At 59.6% G+C, this 22,302-nt stretch carries 21 protein-coding genes; 10 read left to right on the forward strand and 11 right to left on the reverse strand.

Annotated features, from left to right (window positions below):
• Positions 1-182: 182 nt before the first annotated feature.
• A complete protein-coding gene (gene mtaB / locus IC235_RS08310; RefSeq protein WP_191004708.1) occupies positions 183-1,508 on the reverse strand; it encodes a tRNA (N(6)-L-threonylcarbamoyladenosine(37)-C(2))-methylthiotransferase MtaB in 1,326 nt (441 codons plus the stop codon).
• Positions 1,509-1,657: 149 nt separating this feature from the next.
• Positions 1,658-3,520 (reverse strand): LTA synthase family protein, encoded by a 1,863-nt coding sequence (locus tag IC235_RS22585; protein ID WP_317173546.1) that lies wholly within the window; start codon positions 3,518-3,520, stop codon positions 1,658-1,660.
• A gap of 244 nt (positions 3,521-3,764) precedes the next feature.
• Between IC235_RS22585 and IC235_RS08320 the strand changes: the two genes are divergently transcribed.
• Entirely contained in the window at positions 3,765-5,954 is a 2,190-nt protein-coding gene (locus tag IC235_RS08320; protein WP_191004710.1) for a glutamine synthetase III family protein, read from the forward strand.
• 149 nt (positions 5,955-6,103) lie between these two features.
• Here IC235_RS08320 and IC235_RS08325 read toward each other — a convergent pair whose 3' ends face one another.
• Positions 6,104-6,670, reverse strand: coding sequence for a hypothetical protein (locus tag IC235_RS08325; RefSeq protein ID WP_191004711.1), 567 nt, complete (start codon positions 6,668-6,670; stop codon positions 6,104-6,106).
• Positions 6,671-6,806: 136 nt separating this feature from the next.
• Here IC235_RS08325 and IC235_RS08330 point away from each other — a divergent pair, with 136 nt between their 5' ends.
• Complete coding sequence (locus tag IC235_RS08330) at positions 6,807-7,172, forward strand: hypothetical protein (RefSeq protein ID WP_191004712.1); 366 nt, start codon at positions 6,807-6,809, stop codon at positions 7,170-7,172.
• A gap of 40 nt (positions 7,173-7,212) precedes the next feature.
• Positions 7,213-7,758, forward strand: a complete 546-nt coding sequence (locus tag IC235_RS08335) for a PAS domain-containing protein (protein ID WP_191004713.1) — start codon at positions 7,213-7,215, stop codon at positions 7,756-7,758.
• A gap of 54 nt (positions 7,759-7,812) precedes the next feature.
• On the opposite strand, the gene IC235_RS08340 is transcribed toward IC235_RS08335, so the two are convergent.
• Together IC235_RS08340 and IC235_RS08345 are read right to left on the reverse strand one after the other, a co-directional pair.
• Complete coding sequence (locus IC235_RS08340) at positions 7,813-8,421, reverse strand: thioredoxin family protein (RefSeq protein ID WP_191004714.1); 609 nt, start codon at positions 8,419-8,421, stop codon at positions 7,813-7,815.
• Positions 8,422-8,454: 33 nt separating this feature from the next.
• Complete coding sequence (locus IC235_RS08345) at positions 8,455-8,940, reverse strand: TlpA disulfide reductase family protein (RefSeq protein ID WP_191004715.1); 486 nt, start codon at positions 8,938-8,940, stop codon at positions 8,455-8,457.
• A 200-nt stretch (positions 8,941-9,140) separates the two neighbouring features.
• On the opposite strand from IC235_RS08345, the gene ispG reads away from it, so the two are divergent.
• Genes ispG through IC235_RS08360 form a run of 3 tightly spaced genes read left to right on the forward strand, consistent with a single transcriptional unit; the run spans position 9,141 to position 11,714 of the window.
• Positions 9,141-11,129, forward strand: a complete 1,989-nt coding sequence (ispG, locus tag IC235_RS08350) for a (E)-4-hydroxy-3-methylbut-2-enyl-diphosphate synthase (RefSeq protein WP_191004716.1) — start codon at positions 9,141-9,143, stop codon at positions 11,127-11,129.
• A gap of 20 nt (positions 11,130-11,149) precedes the next feature.
• Positions 11,150-11,434 (forward strand): hypothetical protein, encoded by a 285-nt coding sequence (locus tag IC235_RS08355; protein WP_191004717.1) that lies wholly within the window; start codon positions 11,150-11,152, stop codon positions 11,432-11,434.
• Position 11,435: 1 nt separating this feature from the next.
• Positions 11,436-11,714: a hypothetical protein gene (locus IC235_RS08360; protein ID WP_191004718.1), complete on the forward strand. Its 279-nt coding sequence runs from the start codon at positions 11,436-11,438 to the stop codon at positions 11,712-11,714.
• Positions 11,715-11,802: 88 nt separating this feature from the next.
• Here IC235_RS08360 and IC235_RS08365 read toward each other — a convergent pair whose 3' ends face one another.
• Positions 11,803-12,273: a nuclear transport factor 2 family protein gene (locus tag IC235_RS08365; protein ID WP_191004719.1), complete on the reverse strand. Its 471-nt coding sequence runs from the start codon at positions 12,271-12,273 to the stop codon at positions 11,803-11,805.
• A gap of 255 nt (positions 12,274-12,528) precedes the next feature.
• Entirely contained in the window at positions 12,529-12,978 is a 450-nt protein-coding gene (locus IC235_RS08370; protein ID WP_191004720.1) for a hypothetical protein, read from the reverse strand.
• Positions 12,979-13,405: 427 nt separating this feature from the next.
• Here IC235_RS08370 and IC235_RS08375 point away from each other — a divergent pair, with 427 nt between their 5' ends.
• The 3 genes from IC235_RS08375 to IC235_RS08385 all read left to right on the forward strand — a co-directional run bounded on the left by IC235_RS08375 (position 13,406) and on the right by IC235_RS08385 (position 14,910).
• On the forward strand, positions 13,406-14,155 hold the full coding sequence (locus IC235_RS08375; RefSeq protein WP_191004721.1) for a phytanoyl-CoA dioxygenase family protein: 750 nt from the start codon (positions 13,406-13,408) through the stop codon (positions 14,153-14,155).
• Between the two features lie 201 nt (positions 14,156-14,356).
• Complete coding sequence (locus tag IC235_RS08380) at positions 14,357-14,545, forward strand: DUF6728 family protein (RefSeq protein ID WP_191004722.1); 189 nt, start codon at positions 14,357-14,359, stop codon at positions 14,543-14,545.
• Positions 14,545-14,910: an MmcQ/YjbR family DNA-binding protein gene (locus IC235_RS08385; protein ID WP_191004723.1), complete on the forward strand. Its 366-nt coding sequence runs from the start codon at positions 14,545-14,547 to the stop codon at positions 14,908-14,910. The genes IC235_RS08380 and IC235_RS08385 overlap by 1 nt, the downstream gene beginning before the upstream one ends.
• A gap of 145 nt (positions 14,911-15,055) precedes the next feature.
• On the opposite strand, the gene IC235_RS08390 is transcribed toward IC235_RS08385, so the two are convergent.
• Positions 15,056-17,656, reverse strand: a complete 2,601-nt coding sequence (locus tag IC235_RS08390; protein ID WP_191004724.1) for a M14 family metallopeptidase — start codon at positions 17,654-17,656, stop codon at positions 15,056-15,058.
• A gap of 164 nt (positions 17,657-17,820) precedes the next feature.
• Entirely contained in the window at positions 17,821-18,810 is a 990-nt protein-coding gene (locus IC235_RS08395; RefSeq protein ID WP_191004725.1) for a 2-hydroxyacid dehydrogenase, read from the reverse strand.
• A 166-nt stretch (positions 18,811-18,976) separates the two neighbouring features.
• On the opposite strand from IC235_RS08395, the gene hemA reads away from it, so the two are divergent.
• Entirely contained in the window at positions 18,977-20,224 is a 1,248-nt protein-coding gene (hemA, locus tag IC235_RS08400; protein ID WP_191004726.1) for a glutamyl-tRNA reductase, read from the forward strand.
• Positions 20,225-20,293: 69 nt separating this feature from the next.
• Here hemA and hemF read toward each other — a convergent pair whose 3' ends face one another.
• Together hemF and IC235_RS08410 are read right to left on the reverse strand one after the other, a co-directional pair.
• A complete protein-coding gene (hemF, locus tag IC235_RS08405) occupies positions 20,294-21,229 on the reverse strand; it encodes an oxygen-dependent coproporphyrinogen oxidase (RefSeq protein ID WP_191004727.1) in 936 nt (311 codons plus the stop codon).
• Positions 21,230-21,409: 180 nt separating this feature from the next.
• The gene (locus IC235_RS08410) at positions 21,410-22,297 is read right to left on the reverse strand and encodes a universal stress protein (RefSeq protein WP_191004728.1); all 888 of its coding nucleotides are present in this window, start codon (positions 22,295-22,297) and stop codon (positions 21,410-21,412) included.
• Positions 22,298-22,302 lie beyond the last annotated feature (5 nt).

Below are 22,302 nucleotides of genomic sequence, written 5' to 3' on the forward strand. Positions count from 1 at the left end.
TTACACGGATTTCGTAGACGATTCATAAGGGTTTGGCTTTGCACCTAAGCCAACGCACAACTCAAACCAACGCAAAAGAAAAGGCCACTCAATTGAGTGGCCTTTTCTTTTGCAATATGCCATAACGTCGTCCACAAAATCCGTGAAATCCGAAAAATCCGAGCGAATCCGTGGTCCGTGGGTCAGACCGTTTCCTCGGCTTCCATTAGGCCAAGGGTATTGATGCTGGTAAGGCGCAAGGTCTTTAGTTCGCCCACCAGCAGCGGGTCGTACTTGGCTGCTACGCGGATGTAGTTGGGGGTGAAGCCTTCCATACGTCCCTCGGTCACATCGTCTTCGAAGAGCACTTCGGTTTCCAGGCCCAGGTGCTGCTCGTAGAAAAACCGCTTCTTCTTTTCCGACAAGCTGCGCAGTTGGGTGGTGCGCTCGTGCCGCACCCGGTCCTGGACCCGGCCGGGCAGGGTCGGAGCGAGGGTGTCGGGGCGCTCCGAATAGGGAAAAACGTGCAGGTAGCTGATGGGCAGCTCGTTCAGGAAGTGGTAGGTGTTCAAGAAGTCCGCGTCGGTTTCGCCGGGAAAGCCCACAATCACGTCGACGCCAATGCAGGCATGGGGCATCAGCTCCTTGATGCGGGCGACCCGGCTGGCGTAGAGGGCCCGGCGGTAGCGACGGCGCATCAACGCCAGAATCTTGTCGGAACCGCTTTGCAGCGGGATGTGGAAGTGGGGCATGAAGCGCGCCGAAGCGGCCACGGTATCCAGGATGCCATCGGTCAGCAGATTGGGCTCGCAACTGCTGATGCGAAAGCGGCGAATGCCTGCGACCTCGTCCAGCGTCCGTACCAGCTGGGTAAAGTCTTCGCGCCGCTCGCGTTCGGGGCCTTGCAGGCCGAAGTCGCCGAGGTTCACGCCGGTGAGCACGATTTCCTTGACGCCGGTTTCGGCCAGCTTCTCCACCCGCTCCCGCACGCTGGCGATGCTGCCCGAGCGGCTGCCGCCCCGAGCCAGCGGGATGGTGCAAAATGAGCAGGAGTAGTCGCAGCCATCCTGAACCTTCAGAAAGGTGCGGGTCCGGTCGCCAAACGAATGCGCGGCGTGGAATTCCGTGGCTGCCGAAACGGGCGAAGCATGCACCTGGCCGGGCTGCCCGGCGGCGGGCCGCCGGAAATCAGCCAGGATATCGACTAGCTGGAATTTTTCGGCCGCGCCCAGCACCGCGCTCACCCCGGGAATTTCAGCGATTTCCTGGGGCTTGAGCTGTGCGTAACAGCCCACGATGGCGACAAAGGCGTCGGGGTTGTGCCGGAGGGCCTGCTGTACCACCTTCCGGCACTTGCGGTCGGCGTGGTCGGTGACGGAGCAGGTATTGATGACATATAAATCAGCCCCGGCTTCAAAAGCCGTTCTTTGAAAACCTCTTTCCTCAAACTGGCGGCCGATGGCCGACGTTTCGGAGAAGTTCAGCTTGCAGCCGAGCGTGTAAAAGGCAACGGATTGGGGGGTAGGCATAGGCCCGCAAAGGTACGAAGGCAGGCGGCGAGCTACTAAGAGCAGGCCCTGATCGGGTAGGGATGCTCGAAATCATAAAGCCAGCAGGGCAGCCATGCCGCCTTGCCCGGCATGACCATCTTTGTCTTTAGCCATCTTTGGCCATCACCTCACTTGCGGGCAAAGTCGGTCAGCGAAACCTGCTCCATGGCCTGACCCAGTCGCAGCTGTGCGTCGGGGATGTTGGCGTTGTGTTGCCCTACCTGGCGGCTCACGTTGTCAAACGTGATAGTGCCGGCCGGCGACACTGCCCCGAACCCGTTCGTGAAGCAGTAATAGGCAAAGGAAGCCGGCCGGGGGGCCAGCAAGTCGCGGCTCCATGTAAAGGCGGTGGCCGGGAGCTTGAGCTGGTGCAGCAGGGTAGCGGCCACGTCGGTCTGCGAGCCTATGGTGGTCACCAGGCGTCCGCGGGCTTCGGGCCGTAGCGCGCCCCCGGCCAGTAGCAGCGGAATGTGAAATTTCTCAGGGCTTTCGATGGGCGAGTCGCCGGGCTGCTGGTGGCCGTGGTCCGCCACCAGTACCAGCAGGGTGTGGGCGTACCACGGCTGCTGCCGGGCCGCCCGTAAGAACTGGCCCAGCGTATAATCGGTGTAATAAACCGAATTGCGAAACAGCGCTGCTTCGGTGGTACCGGGAAATTTAGGTTTTATCGGCACTTCAAAGGGCTCGTGGCTGCTCAGAGTGAATGCCGTGATGAAGAACGGCTGCGGCGGGGGCGGTACCTCTTTTAGGATCCGGCTGAAGAGTGCTCCGTCGTGGGCGCCCCACTTGGAGTTCTGGTCGGCGTGGGCAAAATCGGCCCGCTCGGTGATTTGCTCGTAGCCGGCAGTCTGCACGTAGCTTTTCATGTTGGCGAAGGCTAGCTCGCCGCCGTAATAATAGTGCGAGCGGTAGCCGGCGGCGGCCAGGGAGCGGCATAGGTGGGGCAGGCGCTCAATCTTGCGTGGAAACTTAATGATGCTGGTGGTGGGCTGATTGGGATAGCCCGAGAGCAGGGCAACCAGGCCTTTTTGGCTGCGGTCGCCGGCCGCGTAGATGTTGGTGAAGAGGACGCCGGTGCGGGCCAGGCTGTCTAGGGTTGGGGTTACGCTTGGTTCGCCGCCCACGCTGCCCACGAGCTTGGCCGTGAAGCTTTCGAGGATGATGAACAGCACGTTGGGCCGGGCTTCAGTTAACAGCGCAGTGGTTGAATCCGGCGGGGCCGGGGCCCCCACGGCCCCGGGGTAGATGCCGCTCACCAGCCGCCGGGCCGCGCTGTCGGGCATGAAGGATGGGGGCGGCGACTCTGCCGACCGCAGAATAAGGGCACTCATCAGGTTCCACGGAGCGTTGATGGCCGCATGGTTGGCGAAGGCAATAGGCGAGAAGTACACGTCGCTTTGGTTAACCGGAATTTGTTGAGTGCCGCCGCGCAACGGCACCACCAGCAGGGCCGCGTACAGTATCCCGGCCAACGCCGCCCGTCGGCGCCCAAACCACGCGGGCAGGGGGGGCAGCGGCCCCACCACTACCTTGTATAAGACCCAGCTACTCCCCAGCAACGCCGCGAGCAGCCCCAGGAGCAAGGCAATGGGCGCACTTCCCGCCGAAGCAATCATCTCCTTGGGCGATTCGAGGTACTGCAACGGGGTGTCATCCAGCCGGAAGCCCCAGGTTCGGTACAGCTCCAGGTCGGCCGTAGTTAAGAAGGCCAACAGCAGGCCCATGGCCGCTGAGTAGGCATTGATCAGGCTTTGCAACGGCAGCCGCCGAAACAAGCTGCCCAGTACAAAGAGCAAAAACGGCAGCAGGCACACGTACGCTGCCGCTGAAGCATCCAGCCGTAATCCGTACGCAAAGGTTTTTACTACGGTAGCCAGAGGTAACTGGGATGTCGCAACATGCTGATATCCTAAGAAGAGCCCTCGGGCCAATCCAAAAAACAACAGCCAGAAGCAAAAGTAGCGCGGCTGGAACGCAAAGCGATTTTTCACCTGGCAAAGATAGGTGGCGCCACAGTCGGACCATAAGAGAGCCGCATGGTCTACTTTGTACAGATAGCGTTGATTAATCTAAAATCGGGTTGATTTTAAAGGGTGAATTGCGTATAAATTGTTCTTTTTTGGAAAAAGGCCTTTTATTCAAGGGTCCATTAGTGTATAAACTGATTCATTGCTTATCTTTGCCCCGTAATTTATAAGTCAACACGCCAAGCTACTCTCATTCGGTTATCCTTACATGGCAATTCTCCGCTTTAAAGCCCTAGAGCTCGTCAATCAGCGCCGACCCGTAACCGTGGTTCCTGCCGCGGCCCGGCGCTCCGACAGCTTTGGACAGAATGTATTCAACTTAGAGGCCATGCGGGCCACGATGCCCGGCGACTACTTTAAGAAGCTGCAAGCGGCTATCAAGCAGGGGGCCACCGTCGAGCGCAACGTGGCTGATGCCGTGGCGTCGGCCATGAAAACCTGGGCCATGTCCAAGGGAGCCACCCACTACACCCACTGGTTCCAGCCCCTCACCGGCTCCACTGCCGAAAAGCACGACTCATTTTTCGACCTCAACTCCGACGGGCGGCCCATCGAAAACTTCAAGGGCTCCGCGCTGGTGCAGCAGGAACCCGACGCTTCGTCGTTTCCCAACGGCGGCATCCGGAATACGTTCGAGGCCCGGGGCTACACCGCCTGGGACCCCACTTCGCCCGCTTTCATTATTGAAACGGTGGGCGCTAAAACGCTTTGCATCCCCACCATATTCGTGGCTTACACTGGGGAAGCCCTCGACTACAAAGCCCCGCTGCTGAAGTCGTTGGCCCTGCTGGAGAAAGCCGCCCTGGATGTTTGCCATTATTTCGACAAGGACGTGAGCCGCGTGAATACCACGCTTGGCATTGAGCAGGAGTACTTTCTGGTAGATAAGGCCCTGTACGATGCCCGCCCCGACCTCGTGCTGACGGGCCGGACCGTGTTCGGCCATTCCCCGGCCAAAGGGCAGCAGCTCGACGATCATTACTTCGGCTCGATTCCGGCCCGCGTGCACGGCTTCATGCTGGAGTTTGAAGAGGAAGCCAACCAGCTCGGCATTCCGCTGCGCACCCGGCACAACGAGGTAGCCCCCAACCAGTTTGAGTGCGCTCCCACGTTTGAAGATGCCAACCTGGCCGTCGACCACAACCAGCTGCTGATGGACGTGATGGACCGGGTGGCCGAGCGCCATAACTTCAAAGTCCTGCTGCACGAGAAGCCCTTTGCCGGCGTCAACGGCAGCGGCAAGCACAACAACTGGGCAATGAGCACCGACACCGGCGTGAACCTGCTCGCGCCCGGTCGCCGCCCCAAGGAGAATCTTCAGTTCCTGGCTTTCTTCGTCACCACCATTAAGGCCGTCCACCGCTACGCTGACCTAATGCGCGCCAGCATCGCCTCGGCGTCGAACGACCACCGCCTGGGAGCCAACGAGGCCCCGCCCGCCATCGTGTCGGTATTTGTCGGCTCCATGCTCGACTCGGTTCTGGACGAACTGGAGCGCACCGCCAAGCTGCCGCTCGATAAGGGCGACAACATCTACCTCAAGCTGGGTATTGATAAGATTCCGGCCATTCTACTCGACAACACCGACCGTAACCGCACGTCGCCTTTCGCCTTCACGGGCAACAAGTTTGAGCTGCGGGCCGTAGGGTCTTCGGCTAACTGCTCCTCGGCCATGACGGTGCTAAACACCATCGTCGGCAATCAGCTCATCGAGTTCAAGCAGGCAGTCGATGCGTTGATTGACCAAGGCAAAAAGAAAGAAGTAGCCATCGTGGAAGTGCTGCGCGAGTACATCATCAGCTCCAAGGCCATTCGCTTCGAAGGCAACGGCTACTCCGACGAGTGGAAGGCCGAAGCGCAACGCCGCGGGCTGAACAACATTGCTACCACGCCCCAGGCGCTGGATGCGCTGGTGCGCGAAGACGCCGCCGAGCTGTTCGCCCGGCACGGCATCTTCTCGGAAGTAGAGCTGCACGCCCGCCACGAGATTCTGCTCGAGGAGTACCAGAAAAAGATTCAGATCGAGAGCCGCGTAATTGGTGATTTAGCGGTAAACCACATCATTCCGACGGCACTTTCGTATCAGACCAAATTAGTGAACAACGTGCGCGGCCTGCGCGAGCTGGGCCTCGACGATGAGCACAGCCAGGTAACGGTAGAAATGATCAAAGCCATTTCGCGCCACGTATCCACCATTAAAACTAACGCCGACGCCATGACGGAGGCGCGCAAACAAGCCAATAAAATCGAAGACGCCCGCGAGTTAGCCGTAGCGTACTGCGAAGAAGTGAAACCAAAATTCGAACCCATCCGCCGCGCTGTTGATAAGCTCGAGCAGATGGTGTCCGACGAGGACTGGCCCCTGGTTAAGTACCGCGAACTGTTGTTCAGTCGGTAACACCTACGGGGACGGAATCGGGTCCGGTGTTGGGTGGGAATTCTCGCCGCGCCCCGGTTTTGAAAGAGGTATCTCTATGAGGTGCCTTTTTTTGGCCGGCCTCCGCAAACGTTTGCGGGTAGCTAAGGATATGGTGGGGCCAGCGGGATCTAGCCGCCAGGCTTGGAGGCGCGTCGCTTAGCGGGCTCTGGGGTGGGGGCTACCGGAGCGGCGAGCAGCAGTGGTAGCCGCGGCGTCAGGGCATCGGTTTCCTCCTCAATTACTTCCGCGCCGGAGCCGGGGTCGGGCACGAGCATTTTCCAGGTGGCGCGGCGCAGCTCATCGAGCTTATCCAGCGCCTCGCTTACGGTGGTGTTGGCCTTCAGCTTGTCGAACAGGCCGCTTTTGCTGCCCACGGTAATCAGCTTTTCAACTACGAAAGGCAGTACCCAGCCCACTACGTTCGACGCCAGGACGCCGCGCAAACCCAGGCGCGCGAGCAGGCGAACCGTCATTTGCTCCAGCAGGAGCACCCGGGCGGCCGGCAAGGCCTTGTCGGCCAGGAAATCGGCCACCAGTTTCAGGTTCCCTTTCTCCACTTCGGCCCGTAACACTTCCTGCACACTGTCGAGGGCACGGGCCGCCAGCTGCCGGAACAGGCGGCCGGTTTGCCAGGCGGCCAGGCCCGTAAAACGGGCCATGCCAGCCAAGGCGGGAAGGAAGCGAGGTTTTTTCATGAGGGATAAGCCAAGAAGCGGAGGTAGTTTCGGCAAAGGAACGCGCCAGCCAGGAGTTCCGTTAAATAGGGCAAATGTGCCAAAGCTTACTTTTGGCTTTGTTTTTTGCAACGGGCCGGTTGCTCTTTCCTTCCGTATGTCAAATTTTTTGATTGATATAAACTTACAACAACTGCCTGATGACTTCTTCGGCGGCGAATGGCGGGTGGCCAGCCGGGTACTGAACCGCAACGACCCGGCCAGCCCGCTGGCGCAGGCTACCCGCCTGGTAATCACCCCCGGGCAAGTGGAGGCGCAGTGCGCACCGTGGGGGCCCAGCCAGACTGGTAACTGGGCGGTCACCCGCGACGAAACACTCAACCGCCCGTACCTGAGCTTCGACCTGCCCAACGAGGCCACCCGCGCGCTGGTCACGCGCCTGCGCCGCTCCGCCGATGGGCTGTATAGCCAACTCCATTTGTATTTTGCGTCAGGCATGGAAATGCAGCTCGACCGCGCCTGATTTTTTAATTCCTACCCCTGAAGCTTACTAAGTCCCGTTCGTGAGTACACCATCCTCCGCTGCTCCGCTGCCCGCTATAGATTTGCGGGTCGCCGAAAATGGCCTCGTAGGGCCCGAACAATTTGCGTTTCTTGCCGACGTAATTCCCCAATTGGTTTGGATCACTGATGCAAAGGGATATCACACCTACTTCAACCAGCGGTGGGTTGATTTTACCGGCTACTCGCTGGCCGATAGCGTGGGGCCAGACATGTGGAATAACCTGTTGCACCCCGACGACCAGGTCCGGGCCCGGCAAGTGTGGGGCCATGCATTGGAAACCGGCGAAGATTACCGCATCGAGTACCGCTTCAAGGCGAAGGACGGCTCGTACCGCTGGTTCCTGGGCCAGGCACTGCCCCGTCGGGGCGAGGACGGCCAGATCATCGCCTGGTTTGGCACCTGCACCGACATTCAGGAGCAGCGTCAGCTACGCGACCAGCTCGAAGCGGCGTATGCCGACCTGGAAGCCAAGATCGTCTTCCGAACTCTGGACCTGGAACGTGAAGTGCAGGAACTCAAGCAGCAGTTGAGTAAGAGCAGGTAAAGCAATTTTAAATGAGAGAGCTGTTAGGGTAAGGTGGTGTGTTCCAGAGCACCCCTACGCTCGTTTCCATTTAATGGTGCAGCCAATGGCTTTGGTTGCGCTGACGGAGACGGGTTTACCCGCCAAAATTTCGGTCAGGGCATTTTCTGCGTATTTGGTTTTTACCAGTTTGGCATCTTCAGAATTGTCGTCGATGGCCCCCGTGTAGCTAACTATTAAGTCGCTGCCCTGGCGAGTGAGCACGTACAGCTGCGGGGTACGGGTGGCACCATAGGCTTTCGCTACTTGCTGCGATTCATCCTGCAGGTAGGGGAAAGCGTACTTTTTGGTTTGCATGGCGGCGTACGAATCGCCGGGCACCACGGCCGGGTCGTTGGGGTTGATGGCCACAACCGGGTAGCCTTGCGGGGCATATTTGTGATGGAGCGCAACGATGCGGCTTTCGTAAGCCTTGGCGTAGGGGCAGGTGTTGCAGGTGAACACCACGATGTAGCCTTTGGCGGCCTTGTTGTCGGCCAGCGACACCAGCTTGCCGTCCACGTTTTTCAGCTTAAAGTCGGTGGCTTTGTCCCCAACCTGGTAGCCATCGGCCGTGGGGCGGGCAATGAAGCTGCTCAGCAGCAAAGCGCAGCAGAAGGCAAGGATAGCGAGGGGCTTTTTCATAAGGCGATAAAAAGGGTAAGGAAAGAACGTTGCTTATAAGAACTTCTGCAGGGCGGCCGTGAGCTCAGCCGTCGAAAGCTCTTGCTCGAAGGTAGCGTGCTGCCGCCGCTGGTTGTTAACAATTAGGGTGAAAGGAATAGAGCCTGTCCATTTGGGGTCGATCTTGCCCAGCCAGGTATTGGGATCGGGCTCATTGAGTAATACCACCTCGGATTGCAGCTTACGTTGTTTGATAAAAGGCTTGATTTTCTTGTCGAGCTGCGAAGCATAGTCTAGGCTTACTAGCAGCACTTTTACTTTTTGGTTGGCGTACGCGCTCCGGACCTGCTCGAAGTTGGGCAGCTCCTTAACGCAGGGCCCGCACCAGGTGGCCCAGAAGTTGACGACGTAAGTGGTGTCGGTGGGCTGGGCCAGCCGCTTTTGCAGCTCCGGAAACTTGATAACGGCAACATGCTGCGCCTGGCTGGGGGCGGCCAGCAACACGGCCCCGCTGAAGAAAAAGGCTTTCAATTTGAGCATGTTTAAATAGGTAAACAGGGGCGAAGTGCGGACGGCGGTTGTCACTAGTCAGCTTAACGCCCCAAGGATGATATTCTTGTTAGCCTAGACAGCCAAACTTGGTCAGAAGTTACGGGGTCGGCGGGAAGAGGGCCGAACCCGAATGGCTTTACCTTTGTGCTTCGGCGCAACTTTCGCCTTTTGACCATAGTTTTCGGGTTATGAATAAAACGTATTGCCCCAGCCTAACCAAGTACCAGCGCCGCGTGGCCCGGGTGGTCAACATTGGCGACTTGCCGTTGGGGGGCGACTACCCCATTCGGGTCCAGAGCATGACCACCGTCGACACGATGGATACGCTCGGCTCGGTGGAGCAAACCCTGCGCATGGTGGCCGCCGGATGCGAGTACGTGCGCATCACCGCGCCCAGCGTGAAAGAGGCCCAAAACCTGCTGGAAATCAAAAAGGAGCTGCGCAAGCGCGGCTGCCACGTGCCGCTCATTGCCGACATCCACTTCACGCCCAACGCCGCCGAGCTGGCCGCCCGCATCGTAGAGAAAGTGCGCGTGAACCCGGGCAACTACGCCGATAAAAAGAAGTTCGAGGAAATCGAGTACACCGACGCGACCTACGCGGCCGAGGTGGAGCGCATCCGGGAACGGTTCCGGCCGCTCGTGAAAATTTGCAAGCAGTACGGCACTGCCATGCGTATCGGCACCAACCACGGCTCCTTGTCCGACCGGATTTTGAGCCGGTACGGCGACACCCCGCTGGGCATGGTGGAGTCGGCCCTGGAGTTCCTGCGGCTCTGCGAAGAAGAAAGCTACTACAATGTGGTGCTCAGCATGAAGGCCAGTAACACCCAGGTGATGGTGCAGGCCTACCGTCTCCTGGTGCAGAAGCTCGGCGAGGAAGGGCTGCAGCCTTACCCGCTGCACCTGGGCGTAACCGAAGCCGGCGAAGCCGAAGATGGCCGCATCAAGTCGGCCGTGGGCATCGGCACGCTGCTGGAAGACGGCCTCGGCGACACTGTGCGCGTGAGCCTGACCGAGGCGCCCGAGGCCGAAGCCCCGGTGGCGAAAATGCTGATTGACCGCTACACCAACCGGGCCGCCGCGGCCCAGTCCATTGCGCCCCTGCCGGGCGAAGCGCCCATCAACCCGTTTCAGTACTTCCGCCGCGTTACCCGCGAGGTGGCCAACCTGGGCGGGCAGAACGTACCCCGCGTCATCACCGACCTGTCCCGCCTGCCCAGCTTGGAATACGCTGATTTGCGGGCCGCCGGCCACCTGTACTCGTCGTTTCTGGATAAGTTTCAGATGTCGGACCTCGGGGCCGATTACGTCTACACGGGCCAGCGGCCGGCCCCGTTCATGCTGCCTAATGGCCTCAAGGAAGTAGTGGACTACACCGCCTGGCGCGATGCGGGCCACCGCGAGGACCACTTCCCGTTGTTTACGCCGGCTGAATACGCTGTGACGGCCGTGCGGCACCCGGTGCTGAATTTTGTGTTTCAAACCCTGGCTTCGCTCACCGCGCCGGTGCTTGACCAGCTACGGGCCGACCGCACCGCGGTGGTGATTCTGCGCACCGATAACGCTCACGCCATGCCGGAAATCCGGCGCGCCTTCTTCGAACTGATGAATGCCGGCGTAAGCTGCCCGGTCGTTATCAAGCGTCAGTTTCCGGCTCTCTCGCCCGAGGAAACCCAGCTCTATGCCGCTACCGATGGCGGCGGGTTGCTGCTCGATGGCCTCGGTGATGGCTTGCTGCTCGGCACTGAGCTGCTGCCCGAGCGGAGCAAGGACCAGTGGCTTACGACGTTCGACGGCCTTAACCAGCTCTCCTTCGGCATCCTGCAAGCGGCCCGCACCCGCATGAGCAAAACCGAGTACATCAGCTGCCCCAGCTGCGGCCGGACGCTGTTTGATCTGCAGGAAACCACGGCCATGATTCGCAAGCGCACCGACCACCTCAAGGGCGTGAAAATTGGCATCATGGGCTGCATCGTGAACGGCCCCGGCGAAATGGCCGATGCTGATTATGGGTACGTGGGCGTGGGCAAAGGCAAAATCTCGCTTTACCGAGGCCAGGAAGTCATCAAAAAATCGGTGCCCGAGGAAGCGGCGGTCGACGAGCTGATCGAGCTGATGCGCGAAGATGGCCGGTGGGTCGAGAAGGAGCTACTGGAGGAGCCAGCGGGAGTGTAGGCTTTTTAACTAAAGCAAGTATGCTGGACTTTTATTCCATTGAAGACGCTCAGCCTAAATACGTTTCGCCAAAGCAGCTAACTTACTTGGGTGGAATTGAATGGGCGGAGTTTGAAACAGCGCAAAAAGCTAGGATCATAGAAGCTCACCTCGATTATTATGGTGATTTCAGCTGGTCAAGTGAATTAGTAAGACGTAAACTATCAGCTTTGGCTGAGCTCAATCCTTTGCCAATGGGTAAACTAATGGCCATATTGAAAAAAGCAGCCGCTGCCGAACGTGGCGTTAAAGCTTTTGGCGATTAGCATGAATGTTCAGCTGTTCGCCGGTTCAATTTGCTTGGGTTTGATTGAATCAAAAGTCATTGACGCTTCAATGGGGGTAGTAGGAGGGCTCTTGAAGCCTTCGGGTGCGTATATTGAAGCATTTCAAGCCCTTTTCAGGTTGCACACGGCGAAACCTGATTGGGACCAGTTGGCGCGCCTTAATTTGAAAGGAGTCCTGCTAACGGGTGAGCCTATTCTTTGTGCAGGCGGCATTTGTGTGACCGACTCCGAAGAATTCGATGAGATAGCTATAGAATGAGGTAGCTATAGAATTCTGTGGTCTGGATCCGCGAGTAATGAATATGTTCCGTCTCCAGGATGGCTAGCCGTTGGCTTCAATCAGGAAGCTACTTGCACTTCTCCTTACGCCGTGTGTCGATAACGTGCGCAATTTTCCAGCCTTCGGCTAATTTTACCAACTGAAACGAGTCGTAGCCGCAGTGGCTGAACTTGCTGCCTAGGTAAAACTCATATGGGGCCCACACGCTGGCCAGGTTAGCGTCGATCAGGACCTGCTCGAATTGCACCCGCTCGTCCCACACCTCCGGGTGGGGCGTGCCCACGGCTTTCAGGAAGCCGCTGATGCTTTCCGTTCTCAGGGTGGGTGGCTGGCCCGGCTGGCCGCCGATGCCGTGCAGTACGGCGCCGGGGGCCAGGGTGCGGCGAACCATGCTGCTGTCGCCGCGCCGCAGGCCGTCGAAAAATGCCGTAACCGTTTGCTTTACAGCTTGGGTTTCGGCCGGCGTTGTTTGGGCGTGCGCCTCGCGCCGTACACCGAGCAATAGGCAGGAGAAAAGAAAGATGGGATAGTGTTTCATGACGGAGAGATAATTGCCATTAGGAGAAAAGCTGGTACTTAGTAGGAATGGTAAAATTCCCGTTGAGAAGTTGCTGATCGGGGGGCATGAAAAATGACGACTGCGGTTGGGATTTGCCCAGAAGAAGTACTTTTTTTCGGTATACTCATAATCTGAATTATCTCAGAGAATATCGGCTGGTAGCGTGTCATAATCCATAGAAGTTAACTTGATCAAAGACATCAGCTATTTTCTTAAGTGGCCCTTATTGAATGCTCATTCACCTTGCCGAAGCCGCTCCTCAATTTGTTGTGTTGTCATCACGAACTCGCACCACCACGATTGCTGGATTACGGAGTCGTTACGTTTCTTAGCTTCTGTGATTAGAGCACGGAGGTAACGAGCCATTAGGTGTTCAAAAGCTAAAATAGGTACTTGCACCTCTCCAAGCGGATTGTAAATTTCTACCCCCTCAAGAGGTTCCTGTCCAGGGTCTAGTTCATCTGTGGGATAGCGAAAGCCAGTATTATCTATACCAATTCCTTCACGATCGTGTACACCAGAAGCTACGTAGAGCATCTCGCTTAAACTGAAGAAACCTAAAGTGCTCGTTATCACTAAAACTTCTTCCGAGCCTTTAATATCAAGGAGGCGCAAGGAGCCTTCGACGTCCCTTGGTTGGATTTGTATGCTGTTTACCAGTTCATCTGCAATTAGTTTGCTCATAAAAATCAAAAGTCTGGGAGGGAAATATCAGCCTTGTTATCACGTAAAGTATACACAAATTGGTGTGATTTTGCCTATGCCCGTGATCCAACAGTAGCAGGAAAAATTTACTTTGTTGTATCCCCACACCCACATTCCCCACGCATTTGTATTTCATTCATTACAGGGTTGAATTTTGGCTTGCTGGTAGAAGGGGTCGGTAATTATAATAATGTTCCACGCCTTATCTTTCAAATAAGAGATAATTGAAATATCGCACGGAAGGAGGTGTGGCCAGCCTGGGCATCAATTTATGGATTGGATCAGCCGATGAATAGGCGAGGGAGGAGCCATTGTAAAGGTGTTTTTCTCCCTGAAGGTAATGAGCCTGTTAGGAGTTGCACTGTCACCGTTGGCCGCCCAAAGTTGATTGTAGTTTTGCGGGCGTATGAAAACAACGTCAGGTGCTAACCCGCTGGCCGGCCGGTTGCAGGAAGATGGTTTTGCCATTTTACCGGGGCTTTACGAGCCGGCCGAGATAGCCGCTTTGCTGCAATGCATCGAAGGGGCCCCTGCCAGTGGCCCTAATTTTCGTCGGAGCCAGGCCGTGTTTGCTATTCGGAATCTGCTGGGCGAGGTGCCGGAACTGGGGCCGCTGCTGGATACCGCCGCCCTGCGCGCGCTGCTAACTCAGCTGTTCCCGGAGGGGTGCCAGCTCGTCAAAGCCATTTATTTTGACAAGCCCGCGCTATCGAACTGGCTGGTGGCCTGGCATCAGGACCTGATGATCAACGTGGACGGCCGGGTTGAGCTGCCCGGTTTTGGGCCCTGGACCAGCAAGCCCGAAGGTACCTCGGTGCAGCCCCCCGTGGCGGTGCTGGAAAACATGTGCACCATTCGCATTCACCTCGACGACTGCGATGCCAGCAATGGCGGGCTGAAAGTAGTGGCCGGGACGCACCAGCACGGGGTACTGCCCCCGGCCACATTGCCGGCTCTTACGCCGGCCGCTGTGGTGTGCGCCGTGCCCGCCGGTGGGGTCCTGCTCATGCGGCCCCTGCTGCTGCATGCTTCCAATCGCAGCACCAGCGCCCGCCCGCGTCGGGTGATCCACCTGGAATTTGCCTCGACGGAGCTACCGGGCGGCTTGCAGTGGCGGGAGCGGCGGCCGTGGCTTGAAGCGGAAAAACAACGGTAGTCGCGTAAGCTAAGACGTTTTTTATTCGGCTACTTGAAACAAGTTTGAGGCTGGTTGAATACGTTATTGGGTCTGGCAGGAGTCTGTTTTTTAAGGCGTTGACGAGCTGGTGAAAGCGAGGATGATAGTCGGATTTTCCCGAAAAATCAAATCATTATGGAGCGCCTGGTGTTATCTTTCTGAACCAAAACACGACCCGCCATGAACGGTAAGAACCTTTTTAACTTTGGTCCGGTCCTCGGCTATTACTTCCGCCGCCACGACCCTACCCGCAAGAATAACTTCAACATGAAGACCATGCACTTCATCAATAAGCTTAGCTTGGCGATGTTTTTGGTCTGCTTAGTGGTGATGCTCTTTCGCTACGTGATCCCGGCATTTACGCACTAATGAACATCGAGGAGTTTCGTGACTACTGCCTGCTTAAGCCCGGGGTGACGGAGGAAACGCCTTTTGGCCCCGACACCTTGGTGCTCAAAGTAGGCGGTAAGATTTTTGCCCTGACCGACCTCGAAACGTTCGGCAGCATCAACCTCAAGTGCGACCCGGAGCGGGCCATCGAATTGCGCGAAGCCCACGATTACGTGCGCCCGGGCTATCACATGAACAAAAAGCACTGGAACACGGTGCTCATTGGTACCGGGGTTCCAACCGCGCAGCTGCGCGAGATGATAGATCATTCGTATGAGTTGGTTCGGGCCGCCCTGCCCAAGGCGGCCCGATTAGCGTTAACTGACCAACCCAAAGCCGAATAGCAGGGAACTCCGCCCTAGCTTTATTGTGGGCACTTCCCCTATAAAAACGCCCTACCAGGAATCCGATGGGGCGTTTTCGTTGCTGGTAGTTTGTTTGGTAAAGGGTAGGGTCACCCAATCAGGTTCCCGTCGTTGATGATGCTTCCTATTGGCCCACCATAAAAAGGGCGTTGCTGAATAGGAGCTTGCCCCCTTGCCAGAAAGCCCGGAACAGGGGATTGTCGCCCAAGTACACCACTTCGCCGCGGCCTAGGTCCTGGGTGCCAACCACGAAGGTGTCAGCCAGCTCCCGACGGGCTTTGGCCCCGATGAAACCGGCCGAGTAGCTGTCCTTTTTGATGACGCCTACGTTCCAGCCGCCCTTGCCCAGGAAGCCGTAGTTGAGCGGGTTGCGAATCAGGGCGAAATATGTGCTGCCGTAGCCGAAGGCCAGCGGGTGGGTGTTGTCGAGCTGTACGCGGTACACGCTGCCCTGCACCACTTCTTCGGCCTCTTCGCGCTCGGAGTCGCCGTAGCGGCGCAGGAGTTTATAGGGGTTGTCCTTTGCATCTTTCCGCACGGCCACGGAATCCACCGCTTTGGTTTTGAGCAGGAAATCCTTTTTGTTGGCTAAGAACCGGGCGGCTCCTTCGAGGGCAATGAGCTTGCCGCCGTCGCGCACCCAGGCCCTAAGGCTTTCGAGGGCTTTATCGGGGTAGACGTCGGCGTAACTGCCATTGGGCAGAATCAGCACGTTGTATTTTTGGAGGGATACCCGGCTCAGGTAGTCGGTGCCCAGTACCGTGAGCGGGTAGCCCAGCTGCTGCTCGAAGAAGTGCCATACTTCCCCGAACGCGCTGGCATCGACTCCCGGCCCGGCCACCACGGCCACGGTGGGCTGCTTTACGAAGTGCACGGTGCTCGAGCCCAAGTCGCGGCCCGCGCTGGAGAAGCCGGATTTTACGGCCCTGACCACGGTGCCGGCCGAGTCGGCCTGGGCGCGGACCAACTGATCGAAGCGGGCGCCCAGGGCCTCGTTGCCGGCCCGGGTGATGATGAGGCTGCCGGGCGCGTACTGCTCGCCTTCCGCCTCGAACTCCTTTTCCGCGTAGCGCACTTTCACTTTCTGCTGGAGCAAGCGGCTCAGGAAGCGAGCGTCTTGCAGGCTATTCCAGCGGGCGAGGTAGGCGTAAGGACGAGCACTGGGCGCGCCGGGGCCTTGCACCAACGCTTGGGCGGGAGCCGCAGCCGTCGCGTCGACGCGGCCGGGGAGGGCGAACGCGCGGAGGCCGAACGCGTAAGGCAGGGCCCAGGAAGTAATATCGTAAGTTAGGGAATCTTCCAGTTGGGGGCGGGGCTCAAAGAGTACCTTCACCAGCGTCGACTTGGGCTGGTACATGCTCACGACCACGTCGCGGGGCTCGATTTGTACCGACTCGGTTTGGCCGGAGGTGTAGCTGAAGCCGCGGGTTTTCAAGCGCTTCGGGGCAAACCCGTAGCTGATTTGGTTGCGCTCGAGGTACTGGGTCAGCGCCCGGAGCTGGCCGGGGTCGTTGCCGGTCGACAGCACGTAGGATTTGTACTCGCCCCGGGGCTTGGTTTGGGCCGTGGTAAAATAGGTCTCAAACTCGCGGAGCAGGTCGTCGTGGCGCTCGGCGGTGGCCTGAATGGTGGTGCGGCTGGCGGCGTGGTGGTGGGCGATGCGCTGGCTTAGCGTGAGGGTATCACCGTCGAGGCGGGCGAAAGCGACGCCGGCGGGCCCGCCGCCGCCCTGCTCGTAGGTCATGCCGATGGCCCCGTTGAAGGCGGGCCAGGTGTCGCCGTAGGTCGGCGCGTACAGGTCGTAAATCTCGCGGGTGAAATACAGCCAGTTGTTTTGGTCGAACGTTACTTTGTTGTAGTCGCCCAAAATGCCCTGAAACGTGCGTTGCCAGGCGGTAATGTCGGCGTGGTAGGGCTTGGCGGCGGGCGAGAAATAGTAGGAGTTGTTGGGCCCCATCTCGTGGAAGTCGGCGTGTACGGCGGGGAGCCACTGGTTATAGAGCACAATGCGCTGCCGGGTTTCCTGCTGGGTTTGCCAGGCCCAGTCGCGGTTCAGGTCGAAATAATAGTGGTTGTAGCGGCCCCCGGGCCAGGGCTCGTGGTGCTCCCAGGAGTCGGGGTTGGCGGTGGTCGACTGGTTGCGGACGCGGTTGTACCAGGAGGCGTAGCGGTCGCGGCCGTCGGGGTTAACGCAGGGGTCCACGATGACGACCGTGTTCTTCAGCCAGCGCTGCATCTGCTGGTCGGCCGGGTTAGCCAGGTCGTAGAGCACCTGCATCACGGCTTCGGACGATACGGCCTCGTTGCCGTGCACGTTGTAGCTCAGCCAGCACACGGCGGGCAGCTGACGCTGGCCGGCGCCCTTTTCCAGGCCCGCCAGCCGGAGGTTATTGTGGCGGATCTCGTCGAGGCGGCCGAAATTGTCGGCGCTGGCAATTTGCACCACTTCCAGCGGGCGGTGTTCGTAGGTGCTGCCGTAGCGCACGCGCTTCATCCGGTCCGGCGCATGGGCCACTACGTGGGCTACGTAGCGCAGCAGGTCGGCGTGGGGCGTGAACTGGGTGCCCAGCGGGTAGCCCAGGAACTGGGCGGGGGTAAGTAGCGGACCCGTGGCGTCGGTGCTCTGGGCGCGGCCCGCCCGCGGTAACAGCAGCAGGCCTAATACACAAAAGCGGTAGAAAGCGCGGACCAGGGCTGGCCCGCGGAAGGGTAGGAATATGGACATGAAAAATCGAAAAGAATGCGCTGAACAGGAAGGACGGGCCACCCGGTACAAATATGCATTCAGGACGCTGAGCTGGATAAGGCAGCGGAAGCCGGCTATCTCGGGCGAGGTGGCGGCTTTGGGGGCTTAGGGCCTGAGCTGACCCCATCCGCAGGAACTCTCCGCTATTGAAGCTCGGTATCGGAGGCCTCGCCGCGCCCCCAGCACGAGAGCGAGGCTACGGTAGTGTCGGCAATATTGGTTAGGGCTTCCCGGGTCAGAAAGGCCTGATGGCCGGTAATAAGCACGTTGGGCTGAGCCAGGAGCTGGGCGAAGGTGGCATCCGGCGGAGCCTCATGGGAGTGGTCTTCGAAAAACAGCCCTTTCTCGTGCTCATACACGTCCAGGCCAAGATAGCCGAGCTGCCCGCTTCGCAGAGCTGCGAGCGCCGCGAGCGTGTCCAACTCGCCCCCGCGGCCGGTGTTGATGAGCATTACGCCGGGCTTCATTTGGGCGAGCGCCTTGGCATCAATCAGGTGGCGGGTGTGCTCGGTTAGCGGGGCGTGAATGGTGATGATGTCGGCTTGTGCATACAACTCGTTAAGTGCTACGTAGGCTATCCCCAGCTCCGCTCCCAGCCGGGAGTCAGGCACCAGGTCATAGCCCAGCAGCCGGCAGCCAAAGCCGTGCAGGATGCGGGCAACAATGCCGCCGATGCGGCCGCAGCCAATAATGCCCACGGTCTTGCCGTGTAAATCGAAGCCAATCAGCTGGTCGAGCCGAAAATCATAGGTGCGCAGCTGCTGGTCGGCCAGGTGTAGCCGTCGGTTCAGGGCGAGAATAAGCGCGATGGTATGCTCGGCAATGGCGTAAGGCGAGTACTCCGGCACGTTGGCTACCCGCAAGCCCAGGCGGCGGGCCGCGGCCAGGTCAACGTGGTCGTACCCGGCGGCCCGCACGGCTACGAAGCGCACCCCGAGGGCGTGCAGCTGCTCCAGTACGGCAGCCGAAGCATTGTCGCCGGTGAATAAGGCCACCGCCTGGCTGCCCCGGGCTTGAGCGGCAGTAGCAGGCCCGAGGGCTGCTTCAACAAAATGCAGCTCGTGTTGCCCCTGGGCCGCCTGAATCAGATAAGGCTGCTCGAAGCGGTGGGCGCTGAAAACGGTAAGGCGCATAAGAAGAAACGTGGTTTGTGCGGCCCAAAGCTACCGCTTTGCCTCCGGCTCAGCTTTTCGCTTGTCGCGGCCTGATAACTGTCATCCCGCTCCATAAGAATAATCATGGGCCTCCGCGCTGGCAGAGCGGAAATTTGACCCTGCACTGCTCAGCCCTGCCCTCCTTATGACTTATCCTTTCAAGGCGCTTAGCCTTACCTACAAGAAAGCGCCATTGGCAATCCGGGAACTGCTGGCGCTCGATGAAGCCGCCTGCCGGCTGCTGCTGCACACCCTGCAACACGAGCTTGGGCTGGCTGACCTGTTGGTGCTCAGCACCTGCAACCGCACCGAAGTGTACTACTCGGCCGAGGGCGACCCGAGCGGGGCCATCATCAAAGCCTTAGGACAAGTGGCGGGGCTGGCCGACGGGGCCGCCTACCGCTCTTACTTTACCGCGTTCAACACGGCGCCGGAAGCGGTCCAGCACCTGTTTGAAGTGGCCCTGGGCCTGGATGCCCAAGTAGTCGGCGACCGGCAAATCAGCCGACAGGTGAAACGGGCGTACCAACGCTCGGCCGCCGCGCAGGCCGCCGGGCCGTTTCTGCACCGCCTGCTGCACACCGTGCTGGGCAGCAGCAAGCGGGTGCAGCAGGAAACCGCGTTTCGCGACGGTGCCGCGTCCACCTCCTACGCGACCCTGGAGCTGGTGCGGGAGCTGACCGCTCATATGGACCGGCCGCGGGTTCTCATTGTGGGGCTCGGCGAGATAGGCGCCGATGTCTGCCGTCATTTCGCTAAAAGCAAGCGTTTTGCCGAGGTGACGATTTGCAACCGCACCACGGCCATAGCTGCTGCCCTGGCCGCTGAGTGCGGTGTGCAGTTGCTCGACTTTGCGCAGCTAAGCCAGGGCCTGCGGGCCGCGGACGTCATTATTTCTTCCCTAAATGCGGCAGCCCCCTTTTTTACCTCCGAAATGGTGTCGGGCCTCCCCATTTCAGCGCATAAGTTCTTTATTGACTTGTCGGTGCCGCGCAGCATTGCGGCTGAGGTGGAGAACGTGCCGGGCGTGCTGGTGTACAACATCGATTCCATCCAAAGCAAAGCCTCGGCGGCGCTGGCCCGGCGGGTAGCGGCTATTCCGCAGGTGCGGGCCATTATTGCGGAGAGCAAGGCCGGGTTTGCCCAGTGGGCCCGCGAACTGTGCCTCGCGCCGGTTATTCAGCAGGTGAAAAGTGCCTTGGAGCAGCTGCGGCAAAAAGAGCTAGCCCGGTTCCGCAAAAGCGCCAGTCCGGCCCAGTCTCAATTGCTGGAAGAAGCAACGAAGGCGTTGGTGCAAAAGGTGCTGAAGCGGCAGGTGCTGCAGCTAAAAGCCGCCTTGCAGCGCGGCGAAACCAGACCGATTGAAGGCCTGTTCGCTGCCTTAGCCCCGTAACGCGGACTCTGCGAGTCCGCGAGTTAGAACCATGGGGCATCGTTCACGCGCGGACTCGCAGAGTCCGCGTTACTGCACCCAGTTCACGCCTTGGCGGAGCCAGGCTAGGGTGACGGCTTCGGGGGAGCCGGGGGCGGGCTGGTAGTCATAGGTCCAGGCGGCCAGGGGCGGCAGGCTCATGAGGATGGATTCGGTGCGTCCGCCGGTTTCCAGGCCGAAGCGGGTGCCCCGGTCAATGGCCAGATTGAACTCCGCGTAGCGGCCCCGGCGTAGGAGCTGCCACTGGGTTTCCGACTCGCCATAGGGAAGGTCGCGGTTCTGGCGCAGCAGCTCGCAGTAGGTGCGGCCGTAAACTTCCCCCACGGCTTGCACGAAGGCAAACAGCTCGTCAAAGCTGCCATCTTGGCCCACGGTGAGGCGGTCGAAAAAGATGCCGCCCACCCCGCGCGTCTCCTGGCGGTGGGGCAGGTAGAAGTACTTATCGGCCCAGTCCTTAAAGCGGGAGTAGTAGCCGGGGTTGTGGCGCTCGCACACCGCGCGAATCTGCTGGTGAAACCAGCGGGCCTGGGCCTCGTCCACGTAAATCGGGGTCAGGTCGAGGCCGCCGCCGAACCAAGCTTCGCCGTTGCCGGCCTCGAAGTAGCGTACGTTCATGTGGGAGATGGGTACCATAGGGCTGCGCGGGTGCTGCACCACGCTCACGCCGGTGGCGAAGTAGGCGGGGTCGGGCATGAGCAGCTGGCGCGCGGCGGCCTCGCTCAGGCGGCCCCAGACGGCGGAGAAGTTCACCCCACCTTTTTCCAGCACCGCGCCGTTACCGATGACGCGGGTGCGGCCCCCACCACCTTCGCCGTGTTCCCAGGGCGTTTCCTGAAAGGTCGTGCCGCCATCGGCCGCCTCGAGCTGCTGGCACAGCCAGTCCTGAAAGTGGCGCATCCAGGCCTCTACGGAAGTCCGGGCGTTGGAGGTAGTGGGGGCGGGGTGAATAGATTCGGCAGGTTGCATAGCGGAAACGGTTGGGCGTCAGGTCGCGGCTTACTGGGCCGCCGGTGGCAGCGCTGAAAAGAGAAGGTAGATTGAGAGGGCTTGTGCAATTACCCGGGGCGGCTGGGCGCGAAGCAAAGAAGCCGCAAAGCTTTACATTAGGCAGGAGTGCAATTACCCGGGGCAGCTAGGCGTGGGCAATCAAGTCAGTTCCAGCAAGTAGGCCTGTAAACGGGCTTCCGCCGCCTGGCGCAGGCTGCACTGCTCGCAGCAGGCGGGGGTGGGCTCGGTGCTGGTGGGCAGTAGTAGCACCGGAATGCGTAGGTGGTAGGCGTTAGTTTTGGTGTAGTGGGGGTTGAAGAAGCGCCGCACCAGGCAGCCGTCGGCCGTGGTTACCACCAGCAGCTGCGCGCCGTGCTCGGCGCTGAAGTCGCTGAGGCCCTCGAGCGTATCTTCCTCGGGCAGCAAGTGCACCGTGGCATCCGCGAAATGGGCGCGGGCACTGATCAGGGCCTTTTTGAGGGGAGCCAGGCCCGCGCTGGTCGGCGCGTGGAACTGAACCAGGTTGAAGTGCGCTCCGGCCGGGCTGGCCAGCGGCTTGAGCCATTGCAGGTAGCTGCCATCCAGGCCGGCGAAGTTGCCGGATATCACTATCCGGCTGGCTAGCTCGTGCCGGCCCAGGGGAACCAGCAGCACGGGACAGCTCACGCGTTCGGGCAGCAGGGCCAGCGGGCTGCCAGGGGCTTGGTTCGTAGCACAATCGTTCAGCGTCAGCCCCGCTACCACCAGGCTGGCCCGGTAGTCCGCCACCAGCATTGCCAGTGCCTCGGCCAGTGGCTCAGTGCTTACGTGACAGCGGTAGCTGATGCGGCGGCCACTCTGCCGGGTGAGCTGCTGGTAGCGCACACGCTCGGCCAGGGCTTTAAGCCGGTGAAGCACAGCGGTCTGCTGTTCCGCGGGGAGGAGGCGACCGGTGCGGCTGTGCACCAGCACGATTTCGGCTGGCAGGCGCAGAGCCAGCTTGTTGGCGTAAACCAGCGCGTTTTCGGAGGCCGCGGAGAAGTCAATAGGCACCAGGATGGTTTGCATGGCGT

This window comes from Hymenobacter montanus (assembly GCF_014699115.1).
In the GTDB taxonomy this organism is placed as follows: Bacteria; Bacteroidota; Bacteroidia; order Cytophagales; family Hymenobacteraceae; genus Hymenobacter; species Hymenobacter montanus.